This window comes from Rahnella sp. BIGb0236 (assembly GCF_004364755.1).
Taxonomy (GTDB): domain Bacteria; phylum Pseudomonadota; class Gammaproteobacteria; order Enterobacterales; family Enterobacteriaceae; genus Rahnella; species Rahnella victoriana.
Map to the genome: position 1 here is coordinate 325,936 of NZ_SOAO01000001.1, position 17,346 is coordinate 343,281.

13 protein-coding genes are annotated in these 17,346 nt (G+C 49.9%); 2 read left to right on the forward strand and 11 right to left on the reverse strand.

All coding sequences use genetic code 11. The features are described 5' to 3' along the window. Positions 1-107: 107 nt before the first annotated feature. From EDF78_RS01390 to EDF78_RS01410, 5 genes are read right to left on the reverse strand one after another with little or no spacing between them, the layout of a single operon-like run. Positions 108-1,622: an ABC transporter substrate-binding protein gene (locus EDF78_RS01390; protein ID WP_133822338.1), complete on the reverse strand. Its 1,515-nt coding sequence runs from the start codon at positions 1,620-1,622 to the stop codon at positions 108-110. Next, entirely contained in the window at positions 1,603-2,655 is a 1,053-nt protein-coding gene (locus EDF78_RS01395) for an oligopeptide/dipeptide ABC transporter ATP-binding protein (RefSeq protein WP_095925810.1), read from the reverse strand. Before EDF78_RS01395 ends, EDF78_RS01390 begins: the two co-directional genes overlap by 20 nt. After that, positions 2,639-3,634, reverse strand: coding sequence for an ABC transporter ATP-binding protein (locus EDF78_RS01400; RefSeq protein WP_095925811.1), 996 nt, complete (start codon positions 3,632-3,634; stop codon positions 2,639-2,641). The genes EDF78_RS01395 and EDF78_RS01400 overlap by 17 nt, the downstream gene beginning before the upstream one ends. Next, on the reverse strand, positions 3,631-4,491 hold the full coding sequence (locus EDF78_RS01405; RefSeq protein ID WP_095925812.1) for an ABC transporter permease: 861 nt from the start codon (positions 4,489-4,491) through the stop codon (positions 3,631-3,633). The genes EDF78_RS01400 and EDF78_RS01405 overlap by 4 nt, the downstream gene beginning before the upstream one ends. Beyond that, positions 4,488-5,426 carry an ABC transporter permease gene (locus EDF78_RS01410; RefSeq protein ID WP_095925813.1) on the reverse strand — a complete coding sequence of 313 codons (939 nt, stop codon included), beginning with the start codon at positions 5,424-5,426 and terminating at the stop codon, positions 4,488-4,490. Before EDF78_RS01410 ends, EDF78_RS01405 begins: the two co-directional genes overlap by 4 nt. Positions 5,427-5,652: 226 nt before the next feature. On the opposite strand from EDF78_RS01410, the gene EDF78_RS01415 reads away from it, so the two are divergent. Together EDF78_RS01415 and EDF78_RS01420 are read left to right on the forward strand one after the other, a co-directional pair. Next, positions 5,653-6,408, forward strand: a complete 756-nt coding sequence (locus EDF78_RS01415; RefSeq protein ID WP_095925814.1) for a LuxR family transcriptional regulator — start codon at positions 5,653-5,655, stop codon at positions 6,406-6,408. Between the two features lie 89 nt (positions 6,409-6,497). Continuing rightward, the gene (locus tag EDF78_RS01420) at positions 6,498-7,388 is read left to right on the forward strand and encodes a proline iminopeptidase-family hydrolase (RefSeq protein WP_133822339.1); all 891 of its coding nucleotides are present in this window, start codon (positions 6,498-6,500) and stop codon (positions 7,386-7,388) included. Between the two features lie 143 nt (positions 7,389-7,531). Here EDF78_RS01420 and EDF78_RS01425 read toward each other — a convergent pair whose 3' ends face one another. The 6 genes from EDF78_RS01425 to EDF78_RS01450 all read right to left on the reverse strand — a co-directional run bounded on the left by EDF78_RS01425 (position 7,532) and on the right by EDF78_RS01450 (position 17,289). Then, positions 7,532-8,368, reverse strand: coding sequence for a PRD domain-containing protein (locus EDF78_RS01425; RefSeq protein ID WP_133822340.1), 837 nt, complete (start codon positions 8,366-8,368; stop codon positions 7,532-7,534). A gap of 63 nt (positions 8,369-8,431) precedes the next feature. Beyond that, on the reverse strand, positions 8,432-9,853 hold the full coding sequence (locus EDF78_RS01430) for a glycoside hydrolase family 1 protein (RefSeq protein ID WP_095925817.1): 1,422 nt from the start codon (positions 9,851-9,853) through the stop codon (positions 8,432-8,434). A 17-nt stretch (positions 9,854-9,870) separates the two neighbouring features. Continuing rightward, the gene (locus tag EDF78_RS01435) at positions 9,871-11,760 is read right to left on the reverse strand and encodes a beta-glucoside-specific PTS transporter subunit IIABC (protein ID WP_095925818.1); all 1,890 of its coding nucleotides are present in this window, start codon (positions 11,758-11,760) and stop codon (positions 9,871-9,873) included. A 386-nt stretch (positions 11,761-12,146) separates the two neighbouring features. Next, the gene (locus EDF78_RS01440) at positions 12,147-13,178 is read right to left on the reverse strand and encodes a LacI family DNA-binding transcriptional regulator (protein ID WP_243839406.1); all 1,032 of its coding nucleotides are present in this window, start codon (positions 13,176-13,178) and stop codon (positions 12,147-12,149) included. 63 nt (positions 13,179-13,241) lie between these two features. After that, on the reverse strand, positions 13,242-16,007 hold the full coding sequence (locus EDF78_RS01445; RefSeq protein ID WP_133822342.1) for a family 78 glycoside hydrolase catalytic domain: 2,766 nt from the start codon (positions 16,005-16,007) through the stop codon (positions 13,242-13,244). Positions 16,008-16,281: 274 nt separating this feature from the next. Further along, positions 16,282-17,289 carry an NADP-dependent oxidoreductase gene (locus EDF78_RS01450; RefSeq protein ID WP_133822343.1) on the reverse strand — a complete coding sequence of 336 codons (1,008 nt, stop codon included), beginning with the start codon at positions 17,287-17,289 and terminating at the stop codon, positions 16,282-16,284. Positions 17,290-17,346 lie beyond the last annotated feature (57 nt).

The window sequence follows — 17,346 nt, forward strand, 5'->3', positions numbered from 1 at the left end:
AAAAGGTCAGATTTACAGGCAAGAAAAAGCCCACTAGGAAGTGGGCAAAAAGGGGTAAAACAGACTTTTGTCTCAGCTTTCTTATTATCTCCCTGGTGCAGGATTTTTTATTCTTTCACAGTCTCTTCGAGCGTGAAGCGCCCCAGCGGATTCTGATGGAAATTTTTGATATTGGTGCGGGTGACGTTGCGGTACGGGCTGTAATAGAGATCAATCCAGTTCACATCCGCTTTTGCCATTTTCTGCAACTCGATGTACATCTGTTCACGTTTTTTCGGATCCATCTCCACCCGCGCCGCAGCGACCAGCGCCTTCACTTTCTCGTTGTGATAGCGCGTCATGTAGTTGTTGTTGGAATCATGCCCGAGCACAAAGGTGGTTTTCTGATCCGGATCGAGAATGTCATTTGTCCAGTACATCACCGAGATGTCGTAATCGCCCGCGACCAGCATGTCCCAGCTCTGGCTCGGATCCACTTTCTGTAAGTTGGAAGTGATCCCTGCTTTTGCCAGCTCTTGCTGTAAAAGTACGGCAATCTGTTCATCCACTTCATCGCCGGCGTTCACCAGATATTTCAGGGTCAGGTTTTTCACACCCGCCGCCGCCAGCAACTGTTTCGCTTTTTCCGGATCATACGGACGTTGCAGGTTATCTGCGTAATGATAGAGCGCGCCGTCAGGAATATACGAGTTGGCGATTTTGCCGTAACCGAAGGTCACGGTATCAATAATGGCTTTTTTATCGATGGCAAAATCCAGCGCCTGACGTACTTCTACTTTGGCCAGATCGCCGTGTGAATGGTTGATCAGCAGGTGATCTTCACGGGTTGATGTATCCAGCTCTACCGCCAGTTTCGGGTCTTTTTGCAGCGACGAAATGCGCGAGAACGGAATAGACAGCGCTGCGTCAATTTCGCCCGCCTGCACTTTGAGCATACGGGTATTGTCATCCGGCAGCGTCAGCCACTCGACGCCATCCAGTTTCACCTTTGCGGCATCCCAGTAATACGGGTTTTTCACCAGTTCAACTTTCTCACCGCGCGTCCACTCTTTTACACTGAACGCGCCGGAACCGACCGGGTGCTCGGCAAAATCGTCTGCGCCCTGTTTGGTCAATGCATGTTGTGAAATCACCGACGCATTGGGCAGCGCCAGCTGTGATAAAAAGGCCGCCGACGGCGTTTTCAGGGTGATGACCAGCGTATGCGCGTCGGTGGCTTTCAGCGTATCGATAATATTGTAGGAATCTTTCCACAGTGATCCGGCGTCATCACGGATTCGCGTCAGGCTGAACACCGCATCAGAGGCGGTCACCGGCGTGCCGTCGGAGAATTTCGCGTCACGCATGTTCAGCGTATACGTTTTACCGTCCGGCGAAATCGTCCAGCTTTCTGCCAGCCCCGGCAGCAGTTTGGTGCCGGTGTTATCGACACGCACCAGCGGATCGAACACGTTGGAAAATACCCAGTTATCCGCGTTTTGCGCGGACTTGATCGGGTCGAATGTCGTGCTGTCTTCCCGGCGACCAATGGTCAAAACACCGGCCGCCTGCGCCATTTCGCTGACCAGACTCAACGCCAGCAGCACCCCGGCGGCCACAACGTTAAAATGCTTTTGCTTCATGTAACATTCCTTCAGTCTTCGGATAGACACCTTCACTGCTGTGGCCGTCAAGCACACAGGCAAAGGCATGGTCGGCAATATGCCGGGTTTCAGGCGCCGCGCCGTGCCGGCACGCATCAATCGCAAAAGCACAGCGTGGATGGAAAGCGCAGCCCGCAGGCAGCGACACCGGACTCGGTGGCTCGCCCTGTAACGGATGTTCAGGCAAAGGGCGGTCAGGATCGATTTCAGGAATCGCCGCCACCAGTGCGGCGGTATACGGGTGGCGCGGCGCGTTAAATACCGTCTGCGTCGGCCCGCTTTCGACAATTTTACCGAGATACATCACCGCCACCCGGTCGCACAGGCGGCGGACAATCGCCAGATCGTGCGCGATAAACAGAATTGCCAGCCCCATGCTTTCGCGCAGATCCATCAGCAGATTGATGATTTGCGCCTGAATCGACACATCCAGCGCAGCGACGCATTCATCGGCGACAATCAGACGCGGTTCGATAGCCAGCGCGCGGGCAATTCCGGCGCGCTGACATTGTCCGCCGCTCAGCGCCTGCGGACGACGCGTGGCATGTTCGGGGCTGAGTCCGACCAGCGTCAGCAGCGTATTAATGCGCGCCGGAATATTCCCTTTCGCCACTTTGTGATGCACGCGCAGCACTTCGCCGATACTTTCGCCAATCGTCTGACGCGGATTCAGTGACGAAAATGGATCCTGAAAAATCATCGCCGTCTGTTGCCGTAAACGGGCGATATCCGGCTTCATTCCGCCGGTGATCAGCTGGCCGTTAAACCGCACGCGTCCGGCACTGGTGTTTTCCAAATGCAGCATCGCCCTGCCGAGCGTGCTTTTCCCGCTGCCCGATTCCCCTACCAGTCCCAGCGTTTCACCAGCATTGATATGGAGCGACACATTGTTGACCGCCTGTACGCTGCGTTTTTTCAGACCCAAACCGCCCGATACCGGAAAGGTGACACTCAGTTCTTCCACTTCCAGCAGCGGATACGGGCGTTTGCTCACATCAGAAAGTGGGTTCATTTTCCCTCCCGGACGTTACCGCGTTCAGACCCGGCAACGGATGATGGCAGGCGACCACATGGCTGCCGGATGGCATCGCGGGCTGTACCTCGCTGCACATTGATGTCGCCCTTTCGCAGCGCGGATGAAACCGGCAACCGGTCGGGAATCGCGCCGCGACCGGCGGCTGGCCAGGTAAGGTGATCAGCCGACCTGCGCCACCTTCACTGACCGGCTGGCAGTCGATCAGTCCGCGGGTATACGGGTGCAGCGACTGTGCCAGTACCGGCCGTTTTTCGCCGGTTTCACACATTCGCCCGCCGTACATCACCGCAATGCGGTCACAGGTTTGCGCTACCACACCGAGATCATGAGTAATGAGAATAATGGCGATACCGAGCCGGTCACGCAGGTCACGGAGCAGGCGCAAAATCTGCATTTGCACGGTGACGTCCAGCGCGGTGGTCGGTTCGTCCGCTATCAGCATTTTGGGTTCGCAGGCCAGCGCCACGGCGATCATCGCCCGCTGGCGCATACCACCGGAAAACTCGTGCGGATAGTTATCCGCGCGGCGCAGCGGATCAGGAATGCCGACCTGACGCAGCAACTCCACCGCCTGGGCGCGGGCTTCGCGGCGGCTGGCACCGAAATGCAGCCGGCGGCTTTCGGCAATCTGCTGGCCGATGGTCATTACCGGATTAAGATGACTGGCGGGATTCTGGAAAATCATGCCAATTTCCCGCCCGCGAATGGCCGTCATGCGTTTATCACTCAGGGTCAGCAAATCGGTGCCGTTTAGCCGGATTTCTCCCGCGCTGATCTTGAGCCTTTCATCCGGCAGCAGGCGCATCATGGCGCGGCAGCTGAGTGTTTTGCCGGAACCGCTTTCTCCGACCAGCCCGAGAATATCGCCCGCATTCAGCGTCAGCGACAGGTTATCGACCAGCGCCATGCCCTGCCGGTCTTCGATGGTTAAACCGGAAACTTGCATCAGTGTCATGGTCGCTCTCCCAGTTTGTCGCCCAGTCCGTCCACCAGCAGGCTGAAACTCATCGCCAGTACAACGATCGCTAAACCGGGGAAGGTGGTGATCCACCACGCCGTGGTAATAAAGCCTTGCCCTTCGGCGACCATCACTCCCCATTCCGCCACCGGCGGCTGGACCCCCAGACCGAGATAACTCACCGACGCGCCGCTGAGCAACACCAGCACGCAGTCAGACATGGAAAACACCAGCGAACTGGTCAGCGCGTTGGGCAACAGGTGCAAAAGTAAAATGCGCGGATGGCTGTAACCGAGGCTGCGCGCAGCCAGAATGAAATCCCGGTGCTTAAGAGTCAGCACCTGCGAGCGCACCAGACGGGCATAGGACACCCAGCCGACCATCGCCATGGCGATATAAAAGCTGCCGAGTCCCGGCCCGAGAATCGCAATAATCGACAGCATCAGCACCAGAAAAGGAAACGCCAGAACCACGTCGATCACCCGCATGAGAAAGGTGTCCACCGCGCCGCCAAGATAGCCGGAAAACGCGCCAATCAGCGTGCCGAAGGTAAACGGGAAAATGACGCCAATCAGACAGATTTGCAGATCAATCCGTGCGCCCCACATCACGCGGGAAAGAATGTCACGACCAAAATTATCGGTACCAAACGGATGGGCAAAAGTCGGAGGTGACAATGTCACCGAAGCATCCTGCGCGACCGGGTCAAACGGCGCGATCCACGGGCTGAGCAACGCAATCAACACCCACACGCTCAGCATTATTATTCCCAGTCGCAGCGCCTGCTGACGCGGCAACCAGCGCAGGTGAAATTGACCCATCCGCTTCGTGGCGATCTTTTCAGTCATACTCATAGTTTCACCCTCGGGTCCAGTGCCACGGTCAGTAAATCGGCAAGCAGATTCACCACAACGGTAGCCAGCGCAAACACCAGCACCACGCCCTGCACCACCATGTAATCGCGGCTGATGATGGCTTTCACCAGCAATTGCCCCATACCGGGGATAGCAAACACGCTTTCAATCACCACCGTGCTACCAATCAGCCAGCCAATATTCACCGCCAGCAGATTGACAGTCGGCACCAGCGAATTGGGCATCACGTGACGCCAAAAAATACGGTTTTCGTTCTGCCCCCTCGCACGGGCAGCGGTGACGTAATCATTCTGCAATTCCATAAGCAGGCTGGCGCGCAGGTTGCGGGTCAGCACCGCCGACAGCGCCAGTGCAACGGTCAGGCAGGGCAAAAACAGATGATGTATCCGCTCGCCAACATCGCTGCCATATCCAGATACCGGGAACCAGCCGAGGGACAGGCTGAACAGCAAAATCATCATGATCGCCAGCCAGAACGCGGGTAATCCGAGGCCGATAGTGGAAAGCAAACGGATCACCTGATCCGCCAGCCGTCCGCGATGACGCGCCGCACTGGCCGCCAGCGGCACGGTAAACAGCATCGCCAGCAGCACGCTGCCCAGCACCAGAAACAACGTCGGTTCGATGCGCGTCATAATCAGCTTCAGCGTATCGACGCGATAAATCAGCGACTTACCCATTTCACCGTGAAAGAGATTGCTTAAAAAATAGAGATATTGCTGCCAGACGGGCAGATCCAGACCGTACTGCACACGGATACGGGCGATGGCCTCCGGTGAACTGTGGACGCCGAGCAGGATCCGCGCCGGATCGCCGGGAATGGCGCGCACCATCACGAAAGTCAGAATGCTGATCCCCAGCAAAACCGGCAGCAGTTGCAGCGGTCGCCAGAGCAAAAATCGGTAACGGTGCATGACAATCCTCTTAATGGCCGTTTCTGGTGCAGAGTGAGAGTCTTTTCCCCTGTGGCTTTACGTTAGCCGCAGGCAGACCCCGCCGGTAGTTAGCAAAATTACTAGGTTTGTCCGCGGGCGATGTGGCACCACGATTGCATAACTTTTCTTTAACAAATGAGGTTGAGCACAATCGATGCCCGATCAGCCCTTCAGGACAGAAAAGACGTCATGCGGAGATAAATTCATGAAGCTCACGGTGCAGGAAAGTGCAGTGTCTTTGCGGGAAACCACCGTCAATGGTGCGTTTGATCAGCTTTTCGCCCAGACCTCGCGTCTGGGATTTGATGCCCTGATTTACGACTACACGCCGGTTCCGCGAACGCTGGAGGGAGAACTGATCACGCCGTCCCTGCTGCGCATGGGCAACGTGCCCGGCGACATGCAACGGTTATGGCTGGAGAATGGCTATTATCAGGTGGATCCGGTGCAGCATTACGCGGTGGAAAGCTGCGCGCCGTTTGTCTGGTCTTATCAGCGCCCTGACAACACCCCGCTGCAAAACCGGCTCAGTGAGCTGAATAAACCGGTCACCCATTACATGTGCGATAACAATATGCCGTGCGGCGCGACGGTTCCTTTGCATTTGCCGAACGGGGGATTTGTGACGGTCACCGGCATCCACACCGGTGCCGGGCATGAGCTGGATATTCATGACGTGCTGGCCGAACTGAGCCTGTTGGCGCTGACCTTTCAGGAGTGCGTTTACCCGCTGTTCGACAGCAGCGTTCTGACCTGCCAGCACGTGCGACTGAGCAAGCGCGAGCGCGAATGTCTGAGCTGGGCGGCGGAGGGATTAACCGCCAAAGAAATCGCCCGCAAGCTGAACCGCTCAATAGCCACGGTCACGCTGCATCTCAATACAGCGGTGCGTAAACTGGGCGCCAGCAACCGCGTGCAGGCAGTGGTTCGGGCAATGCATTACCGTTTACTCGACAGTTGATCCGCGCGATTTTCTATCTTTTTTACTAGCTGTTCAGCGCCGCCCTGATGTTTACCCTGTGATGATTATTCACCGGCAGGGGAAACAAAATGTACAACATTACTGAAGGCTATGCTCCGTTTCAGGAATACCAGACCTGGTACCGCATCTGCGGCGATTTACACAACGGCGAAACGCCGCTGGTGATTGCGCACGGTGGTCCGGGCTGCACACATGATTACGTCGATGCCTTCCGCGATATCGCCGAAACAGGACGCGCGGTGATTCATTACGATCAGATTGGTAATGGCCGTTCGACGCATCTGCCGGACAAACCGGCGGACTTCTGGCAGCCGTCTTTCTTTCTGGCGGAGCTTGATAATCTGCTGCGTCGCCTGGGTATCCAGAATAATTACGCCCTGCTCGGCCAGTCCTGGGGCGGTATGCTCGGTGCCGAACACGCGGTCACGCAGCCTGCCGGTTTGAAAGCACTGATCATCGCCAACTCGCCTGCGTCTATGGAACTCTGGCTGCAAGCCGCCGCCAGACTGCGCAGCGAACTGCCACCGGACATTCAGGAAACCTTACTCACGCATGAAGCCGCAGGAACCCTCGACAGTGCGGAATACAAAGCTGCATCGCAGGTATTTTATGCCCGCCACGTCTGCCGTCTCAACCCGTGGCCAGACGATGTGAAACGCACGTTTGCCGCAATGGACGACGATCCGACCGTATATCTCGCCATGAACGGGCCGACTGAATTCCACGTTATCGGCAGCATGAAAAACTGGACGGTGATCGACCGTTTGCCCGCAATTAACGTGCCGGTGTTGCTGATATCTGGTCGCTACGACGAAGCCGCCCCGGAAGTGGTGCAGCCGTTCGCAGATCTCATCAACGGTGCCGTATGGTCGATTTTTGAAAATTCCAGCCATATGCCGCATGTGGAAGAACGCGAGGCGTGTATGAAATGCGTGGTGGATTTTTTGGATAAGATTTAACGTTATTTGCTCCCCTGCAAAGGGGACATCATCATATATTAAAATAGCCTGGCCATATTAATACACTAGTTGGATAAAAAAACGCAGTGGATATTAAGTTAAAAAGAAATAAAGCCTTATACATTAACTATGCTTTCCCATTATTAAGCATCAGAATTTCTTAATCTTTCAATGTGTATGGTAAGAAACATTTTCTCATCGAAATTCATTTTATAAGAATGATTCTTTTCCAACCAAACTTCAATTTTCTCTGTGCACCGATATGACTCAGAGAACTTCTCTCGTATACTAAAATAAACAGAGTCGTCATCCAGCTTAAAGGGGGCGTTATTTATCATCCGCATTGAAAAAAACTTAAGATGAGTCACCAGACGTTGGAAGTTAATTGAACCTTCATTTAATTCAAGAAGAAAATTCAACTTTATAATATTGATTATATCTTTTATTAAGGTGGCTGATTGCATGGTGTCGTACATATTCCCATTATGCCTGCAATTTACGATATGTAATGCAATGAATCCAATTTCCTCTTCTGGAAGTTCCACATACATTTTCCTATTTATTAGTGCAATAGCGTCACTTGCCATTTGATATTCTTCCGGATAAAACATTCTTATATCCCATGCCAGTGGGTTTTTTATCATCTGATTATTTCCGGCCCGAGTTATCGCATAATATATGTGATCGCTTAAAGCCAGGATCAATGACAACTGCGAGGCAACAGGAAAACGTTTTTCAATATTGCCCACAATTTCCCTGGAAATCTGGATAATATCATCCGGAATATTGCTGAACAGCTGGCGCCAGGACAACGTGATATCCTCTTTTTTTTCAAGGTATTGGGCTTCAAACGTTCTGGCATCAGCACGATCACCGTTTTTTTTCCCAAAACCGATGCCACGGCCAAGTGCGACGAGAGTGTCACCCTGCTCGTTCTCTACCATAATCGCATTATTACTTAATATCTTGATTATTTTCATAGCACGTTTTCTTAGTTCAAAAATATAAAGTGTGATGCACACTGCATCACACTACGTTGTCCCTCAGACCGCATCGGTTAGTCCGTTTCTCTTTATCATCTCACCATACCAATAAGCGCTTTTTTTCTTAATCCTGCGCAGATCTTTAAGGTCAAACTCATCGCGATTGACATATATCAGCCCATAGCGCTTTGAGCATCCCTGGTGCGTGGATATTAAATCAATCGCCGACCAGGGTGTATAACCTAAGATTTCAACACCGTCAGTAATGGCTAACTGCATCTGATGAATATGCGCTCTCAAATAATCAATTCTATATTGATCATTAATTGTTCCATCCGCCTCCAGTTTATCAAATGCCCCGATTCCATTCTCTGTGATCAGCAAAGGTAAACGATACCGGCCATAGATTGCGCGTAACGTATTTCTAAACCCGACAGGGTCAATTTCCGTGCCGAACTGAGTGCGAGGCAAATGTTCATTCGCTGCACCACGGTGCACGCCATTCTCACCTGACTTAAGGTATTTGTTTCCTCCCCGGATGACTTCATCATGTCCGTCGCCCTGACTGGCTGCTACGGTTTGCGTGGTGTAATAGTTAAAGGCAATAAAATCGGGTTTGCCGGCAGCCAGTATCACGTCATCTCCTGCCTGAACGTCCGGGAGAAATCCTTTCTCTTCCATATATGCCCAGGCCAGATGGTTGTATTTGCCATGCACAGCCATATCCAGATAGAGCCAGTTACGGATAGCATTGTAATTTTCTGACGCCAGCACATCTTCAGGTTTTGGGGTCGCTGCATAAATCAGAGCGATATTCGGCGCGGGACCAATCAGTGAAGCCGGATATTTTTCGTGAAGTAATTGCATTACTCTTGCCTGGGCAACCAACATATGGTGGTTTTGCTGATACAGATTTTTTTTGTCATTCTGTATTTTAGGATCAACGGTACCGAGGGCATTCCCCTGCAAAATCATCAAATTCTGCTCGTTGATCGTCAACCAGTACTTAACCTTTTCACCAAACGCATCAAACAGAATTTCAGCATAGCGGGCAAACGCATCAACAGTCTGCCGGTTATACCAGCCTCCGACATCCATCAGCGCCTGGGGCAAATCGAAGTGATAGAGGGTCACAATAGGCTCCATACCCTGAACCCTTATTTCATCAATTAAATGGTGATAGAAATCCAAACCTGCGGTATTGATCTCTCCGTCCCCATCAGGAACGATGCGTGTCCAGGCTATGGAAAAACGGTAGGCCTTGAGGCCTATTTCTGCCAGCAGAGCAATATCTTGCTTATATTTATGATAATGGTCGCTGGCCACGGTGAAATCCGTCGTTCCTTCAGGATATTCACTCCGGGCATCAATAACAGAAGGCCCTTTGCCGTCTTCATTCCATGCACCTTCAACCTGATAGGCTGAAGTCGATGCTCCCCAGAAGAAATTTTCCGGAAACGGTTTCAGGTGTGTGTATCGCATAGGTGCTCCCTTACTGTTTATGAAAGTGACAATAACAACGCACCCGACTCTGTGCGTTCTTTCTGCTGAGGTTCAATGGACTGGTACTTTTCAGGATTAGTGATGACGACAGGAATAACGGTATCGAACCCGGCGTTACGAATTTCGTTAAAATCGCACTCAACCAAAAGATCACCCTTGTTAACATGTTGTCCTGAGCTCACATGCATAATGAAAAACTTCCCATCAAGCTTAATGGTATCGATTCCAATATGAATTAAGACTTCGGCCCCTTGGTCCGATAGCAAGTGCAAGGCATGACCACTGGCAAAAGTGGACACGACAGTACCGTTGACCGGTGCGACAATTTGCCCCGAGAAGGGCTCGATAGCGATCCCATAGCCCACAACGCCAGAAGAAAAAACGTTGTCATTTACACTTTCCAATGGCACTAATTGGCCGCTGACCGGGGACCAGATATTTTCCTGAGTGGCAATGTTCGCTACGTTGCGGATCAATGCAGGTTTAGGGAAGGAATTCTGTGTGCTGACAGATTGTTGCTTTTCTGGAATATCATCTGTCTCTATCGGATCGTCAAATCCGACGATATAGGTTAAAACAGCAGAGAGTACAAAAGAGGTCGCAATGCCGATCAGCAGCCCAACAAATCCCTCACCGTAAAATATTGGAAGCGTAACCAGACTCGGGATCCCCATCGATATTGCGCCACTGCCAGAATACCCGACGATCCCGCCACCCACTGCCGACGCGAGTACTGCGCAGATGAAGGGTTTTTTGAGTTTAAGTGTAATGCCATATACCGCAGGCTCGGTGATCCCAAATATCGACGAGACAAAGGCACCACTTGCCAGTGTCTTCATTTTTTTGTTCTTGGTTTTCAGCAATACCGCCAGCACAGCACCTGACTGAGCAAACACAGCGGGAACCGTCGCGGCTTTCAGTGTACTTTTACCCAGCACCGTAATTTCGTTGATGATGACGGGAGTAAAAGCCCAGTGCATGCCGAATATCACAAACACCTGCCAGCCTGCTGCGAATAAGGCGCTGGCTATAATGGGATTAAAACTGAATATTTTGACAAATACGCCAGCAATTGCCTCGCTTGTAAACACCCCCACAGGGCCAATAGTAAGCAACGTAAGGGGTACCATCACAAGCAGTAAAATAAACGGCAAAATGACACTTCGGACAGCCTCATGAATCGCGTTTTTTATCAGATTTTCCAGCAATGACATCACGTAGACAGCCAAAATGATTGGCAATACCGTGCCGGTATATTTCATCATCATGACCGGGAGGCCAAAAAAATGAACCTCTGTGTGCTGAGTGAAAAAGGCCACAATGTCAGGATAAATTAAAGCCCCGGCCACAGTCACAGCCACGAAAATGTCCGTTTTGAATTTACGCGCTGCCGTTATCGCCAGCAGTACCGGTAAAAAATAGAAGAGGCTGTCTGAGGCGGCTTGTAAAATCACCGCTGAACTCTCTTTCTTATCAAGCCACTCGTTCGCGAACGCGATAGCCAGCAGGCCTTTAATGATCCCTGATGCCGCCATCGCTCCCAGCAAAGGGGTAAAGATTGAAGAAATAATATCGATAAGACGACTTAGCAACGGGCCTTTATTGTCATCTGTCGGGTCTGCACGCTCTTTACGACCATCTTGCGGCAACATATTTTCTAATTCACGATAAATTTCAGCGACTTTGTTACCCACAACGACCTGAAATTGCCCACCTGATTGCACCGTCGTAATGACGCCGTCTAAGTTTTCAAGCGCATGAACATCAATTTTTTTCTTGTCATTGAGCGTAAATCTCAGACGTGTTGCGCAATGCACCAGTTCGACAACGTTATTATTGCCCCCAACGAAATCAAGTATTTTTCCAGCCAATTCTTTATTATGCATAGCTGCCTCGAAATAAGAATATCGATGATTTTCAGAGCAAAAAAAAACCTGACACTTTTGCATAATATTAATGCAGAAGTGTCAGGTTTCGCTCGGATAAACCGATAACGTCCAGACACTCATGCTAGTAAAAAAGCATTGGCATGCACAACCGCATTTGACTTTTTTTGTGAGTTGAGTCACAAATAACCAATGGAAATTATTCCTCACATATAAATTAACACGTCAAAAATTGAACTTAATTTCTGGCAACCAGAGCAGAAAAAAAAGTCTCTACTTCAACTCGCGGATAATAATAGTCTGGCACATTTATGGTACAGAAAAATTCAACAGAAATGATAACTCCCTAAAACTGCGTCAGGGAAAATAGTCATATGCTTGTTATATTAATTTATTTTTCGGACTGACTCTCTGATCACTAACGTGCCGGAGAGCTCAGAAAATCCCTCATCCTGGTGAACATCCAAAATTGATTCGACAGCACGCCTGAACATCTCCTCCAGGGGTACATCCAGAGTCGTCAGGGTGGGTGAAAAGAAGTTGCCCATTTTTGCGTTATCAAACCCCGCGACAGAAATGTCTTCAGGAACCCGTTTCCCGGCTTCCTTCAAGGCTTTTATCACCCCAAATGCCATGTCATCATTGCCAGCAAGTATTGCCGTAAAAACCGAATTATTATTTATTAACTCTTTAGCCGCTTCGTAGCCGCTCTGCATATTCCACGATCCCTGCGCGATCATATTATTATCGACAGCCCGCCCATACTCTGCCATTTTTTCAAGATACGCGGTTTGTCGGGCCGTATTACTTCGCGAGTTTTTTTTACCAGAAATATAAGCAATTTCGCTATGGCCCATACCGTACAAAAAGTCCATCATTTTTAAGCAACCGAGATAATGGTTAATAAAAACAGAGCTCTCAGCATTATTTTCCAGCTTCTGATTCAATGCAATAATCGGAATGGGGCTTGAACTGACGATTTTATCAAGCTTACACGCGCTCAAATATTTTGTATAAACCATCACGCCTGCACATTTCATCCCCACCAGAAAATCTATGGCGTTAATCTCTTCTTCAAAAGTCCGCTTCCCGTCAGCGAAGATAAGACGGTGATTATGTTGCTCGCAATATTTTGCTGCATTATAAAAAAGAGTCGAAAAGTAGGGTCCGTTATACACCTCATTGGTGATCACCAGCCCTATCATGCTCGTTTTTTGCGTTGTCATCTGCTGAGCAAGCAGGTTAGGCCGATAACCGGTTTCTTTGATGGCTTTATAGACCCGTTCTTTAATTTCTTTTCTGACCACATCTTTACCATTTAAAACCCGGGAAACGGTTGCTTTGGACACCCCCGCGCATATTGCCACATCAAGCATTGTAATCATTACGTTCTCCAGCGCATCTACTGCAGTAACCATCTTACCGCTTAAAGAGTGCTATGTTTCATCGTTTCCCGCATATCATGTCATCACGAGCCTTGTTTAAAATCGGACAAGTTCGGAGGTGAAATTGTAATCTCCAGAGCCAACCTTCACTTTAAGGTATCCGTCTTGCACACCCACAATTTCTGGATTGTCCTGCGTTGTTCTCAATGCAGAACCGCTCTCTTTGACAGCCGTCACCTTATCCGCAGGAATATAGATGAAGGCGTGGGTATTCACCGGAACAGACACTTTCAGATGCAATACGGTACCGACTGTTTCATAAGACACCTTTACGACTCCCCGGATAGTGGGCACTTTCACCGACGCATTGCTCAGCCCTGCACGCGCGGGTTTCACCTGAAACACGGCCCAGCCAGGCTCCAGCGGCTTAATGCCGAAGAGACTTTCAGGGATGACAATAGAAGGTGATGTTCCCCACGGATGAGAGTGACTCACAGTAAAATCATCCGTCTCATTCCATGCTTCCATTGTTGAACCGGAACCCAGTTCCATCATATGTCGCCAGTTATGGCTGTTATCACGCGGAACCCCATCTGAGTTCATACCGGTAATCTGATTAACCGCTTCTTCCGCCTGACCATGTTCAGCCATTGCGGTCAATGCAAACAGAGAACTGTAGACACTGCCCTTAAGCATTTTTTGTTCAGCAAGGTAGTTGGCGGCGTTTACTGATTGTGTCGGGGATGCTGCGCCCAGTGCAGTGACAAATGAATTGGCCTGACTTGAGAAGTGCAGCTCACCATTTACATTATCTCTGAATGCCTCATGCTGGCGGTCAAAGAATGTTTTTTGAATACCGGTGCGGGATTTGCTGTAGAGCGCCACATATTTTTTACTGTCTTGCGTCTTATTTAACGCGGCAGCAATATCAGACATCGCCTTTGTCGCTGCAAAAAAGAATACGTTAGTCACAATATGCGTGTCTGAGAATTGATATCCGTCTCTCAGTTTTTTGGGCCAGTCGACAATGTCATGATCGGGCCCCGGGCCGCCATCACCATAGCTGGCGGTGACCAGCCCGGTTTTCGGACTAAATCCTTGCAAGAGTTTGGGCGGGATTTTCGTTTGCAACAGGCTGAAATTTCTCTCAATCAGTTTTCGATCACCCGTATAGAGGTAATCATTCCAGGAATTGAGAATGTTATACACCTTCCATTCCATCGGCCACGTAGAATTATGGGTCAGCCAGTCCACAGAAAACCGGGCAAGGGCGTAATCGTTGCTGAGGGAATAATTACTTAATTGCTGAATGTAGGTGTCAGCCTCATAGGGAGCGCGTTCTCGATTTGGCGAATCCACGTATAAATCGTGATTAAGGTTTTTGATTGAGTCACGTGAAAAAGCCCATATTTTGTTGAGTTGCTCATTTGAGGAACGGAACGATGCAGCCTGATCATCAAACGGATACTGCAAAGTGAATGTCGTCAGATAGTTGTGGAGATTTTTTTCGGTGACAAAGTCCGGGAGCCCTGAAACCTCTGCATACCTGAAGACACGAAACCCAAAGTGTTCAACAGATTGAGGGCCGTTTTTCAGTGTCCACACATCGTTATTATTGACCAAAGCGGCTGTTTTCCATTGCACTTTTTGGGAATCTTTCATGACCTCTCCGGCCTTGATGGTGACAACTTCCCCCCCTTTATCCCCCGTATCAATGGTGAGATTCATACCACCCACAACAGTGACGCCGTAATCGAGCACAAACTTATTGTCAGTCGTTTTTTTGACGCTTAACGGAGAAATATTTCTTTTCGTCAGGTTTTCTGCCGGATAACCGACCAAATTCTTCAGGTCGGGCTTAATAACCACAGGTTGCCATTTAGCATCATCGAAATGAATGTTCTGAAAACCAGAAGGGTATTCTTTTACATTGATATTTTCGTGGGGATAGCGGAATCCCACCCATGAAATGGCTTCAGGGTCATGCACATCCCCAGCGTACGGAAATGCTTTATTCCCGGCCAGCGACTTCCATGAGCTATCTGTTGCAATAATTTGCACATCGCCATCGGCGTAATCAATGCGCAATTCTGCCATAAACGACTTTTTGTCACCATAGCTAAACGCTGATGCGGAAAGGATATTCTCCTGACCTGCCTTGATATGGGGTGTAACGTCAAAAGCGTTATAAAACGTTTTACCATCGAAGCCCCGGACAGGACCCAACCCCACAAAATCACCATTCAAGTTAACTTTATAAACATACTGCCGGGATTCAACAGGGTTCGTGCCGGTTGAATAAATAATCGCGCGTTTAATGGCTTTATTACTGGCCCGGAATTCCTTACGGAAAAATGCCCAATCATCTTCCTGATTATTATTGTCTGGACGTTGGGCGACCCAGACAGGTTTAGCACGCCAGTTATTTTTAAGCGCGGTATCAAAATGACTGATGGATGAAAAAGGACTCGCTTCGTTTTGCCGATTCCATGTCTGGACTGCCCAGTAATAACGGGTCGCTGCGGAAAGTTGAGGCCCATGATAAATCACACCTGACGAATCTGATGTGTTCACTTTTCCGGAGTCCCAGAACGGTTTTTGATAAATAATACGGCCCTTCGCATCTATAAAATCGGCATCCGCGGATATCACGATTCTGTAAGCTGTTTGAATATCATTACGCTGGTTGCTGTTAAGCACCCAGTTCATTGAAAAATGATTGAGATCTTCTACCAGAAGAGGTTGTTTTTGCAGTTCAAGCCGCAAATCAGAAGGCTGAATCTGGGGGACTGCATGGGCGTTTAAAGGGATGAGCATCATCAGCATTACAGGGCTAAAACGCGATATTTTATACAAATACATGTCAGCATGGCCTTTTGTAATAAGTTTAGCTCAGCGCATGAGTAAGACTGCCCCGATTAAATGCTATGAATTTCATAACATGAGTACATTCGCAGGCCAATCATGATGTATGTCACGGTGAGATTTTTGCGCTAAAGCTCTTTGTAACCGGTTGCAGAGTAACATTTGCACCCATTATCTTTGCAACCGGTTTCAGAGGGATTTGTGCAGTACCTCTCAAAGAGAGGTACTGCAAGCTGAGGCTTGAAAAATGGGCGTAGTCGTCAGGAAAGGGCTATGACTCAGGAGAAAGTGCAACGACTACTTTCCCCTTCGCATGCCCGGTTTTGAGATAGGAAAGCGCACTGAGGGTTTCCTCAAAGGAAAATACCCGGTCAATGACGGGAGCCAACTTTCCGGCATCCACCAGTTCAGCAATGTCAGACAGGCGGCTGCCATCTGGATGAACAAAATGGAATCCATACCGGACCTGTCGTTGTGACGCCATTTCGTTTATCTTACGACTCATCAGCCAGAATAAGGCTTTCATGATTGGATTCATGTTTCTGTGGCGTGCGAAAGGCAGGTCAACGGGCCCGGTCAGTGAGACGAGATTGCCGCCGGGCCGGAGGATCTGAATGGCTTTTTGTATACTGTCACCGCGCAAGGTTCCGAGCACTACATCGTAACCGGAGAGTACTTTTTCAAAATCTTGTGTTTTATAATCAATGATATGCTCAGCACCAAGACGACTGACTAGTTCTGAATTCCCTGCGCTTGTGGTGGTTGCCACGCTTGCACCAAGATGCCGTGCCAGTTGAATAGCAAAAGTCCCTATGCCGCCAGACCCCGCGGGTATAAAGACCTTCTGGCCAGCCAGCAAGTTTACATGCTCAAAGGCCTGCCATGAGGTCAAAGCCACCATGGGTAACGACGCTGCCTCAATAAAGTCTAGACTCCGAGGCTTGAGCGATGCTGCGCTTTCAGGCACCGCCACATATTCAGAAAGCGCACCATTATCAGTGTCAAAGATGCTGGCGTAAACGGCATCGCCCGAGTGGAACCGGGTTACATTTTTTCCTCTTTCCACCACAATACCTGCAAGATCGCTGCCCATCACTGCCGGCAGCGTAAATTGCAAAATGGGTTTGAATGTTCCTGCCGGAATCATGTTATCAATGGGGTTTAACCCCACCGCATGAATCTTTACCAGTATTTCATTATCTTTAACGCGCGGCATCGGGCGGGTTTCAAAATCCAGCCGGGCATTCTTTCCGTAACTTTTCAGTACCAGTGCTTTCATACTCATCATCCGTAAGCTCACCAAGATTAAATGCCTGTGGGCACATTCAACATGCCT

Coding starts and splice junctions, on each gene's coding strand:
- EDF78_RS01400 (WP_095925811.1), bottom strand. CDS start 3,634: ATGACACTGATGCAAGTTTCCGGTTTAACCATCGAAGACCGGCAGGGC.
- EDF78_RS01445 (WP_133822342.1), bottom strand. CDS start 16,007: ATGTATTTGTATAAAATATCGCGTTTTAGCCCTGTAATGCTGATGATG.
- EDF78_RS01395 (WP_095925810.1), bottom strand. CDS start 2,655: ATGAACCCACTTTCTGATGTGAGCAAACGCCCGTATCCGCTGCTGGAA.
- EDF78_RS01435 (WP_095925818.1), bottom strand. CDS start 11,760: ATGCATAATAAAGAATTGGCTGGAAAAATACTTGATTTCGTTGGGGGC.
- EDF78_RS01440 (WP_243839406.1), bottom strand. CDS start 13,178: ATGGTTACTGCAGTAGATGCGCTGGAGAACGTAATGATTACAATGCTT.
- EDF78_RS01420 (WP_133822339.1), top strand. CDS start 6,498: ATGTACAACATTACTGAAGGCTATGCTCCGTTTCAGGAATACCAGACC.
- EDF78_RS01425 (WP_133822340.1), bottom strand. CDS start 8,368: ATGAAAATAATCAAGATATTAAGTAATAATGCGATTATGGTAGAGAAC.
- EDF78_RS01405 (WP_095925812.1), bottom strand. CDS start 4,491: ATGAGTATGACTGAAAAGATCGCCACGAAGCGGATGGGTCAATTTCAC.
- EDF78_RS01390 (WP_133822338.1), bottom strand. CDS start 1,622: ATGAAGCAAAAGCATTTTAACGTTGTGGCCGCCGGGGTGCTGCTGGCG.
- EDF78_RS01415 (WP_095925814.1), top strand. CDS start 5,653: ATGAAGCTCACGGTGCAGGAAAGTGCAGTGTCTTTGCGGGAAACCACC.
- EDF78_RS01410 (WP_095925813.1), bottom strand. CDS start 5,426: ATGCACCGTTACCGATTTTTGCTCTGGCGACCGCTGCAACTGCTGCCG.
- EDF78_RS01430 (WP_095925817.1), bottom strand. CDS start 9,853: ATGCGATACACACACCTGAAACCGTTTCCGGAAAATTTCTTCTGGGGA.
- EDF78_RS01450 (WP_133822343.1), bottom strand. CDS start 17,289: ATGAAAGCACTGGTACTGAAAAGTTACGGAAAGAATGCCCGGCTGGAT.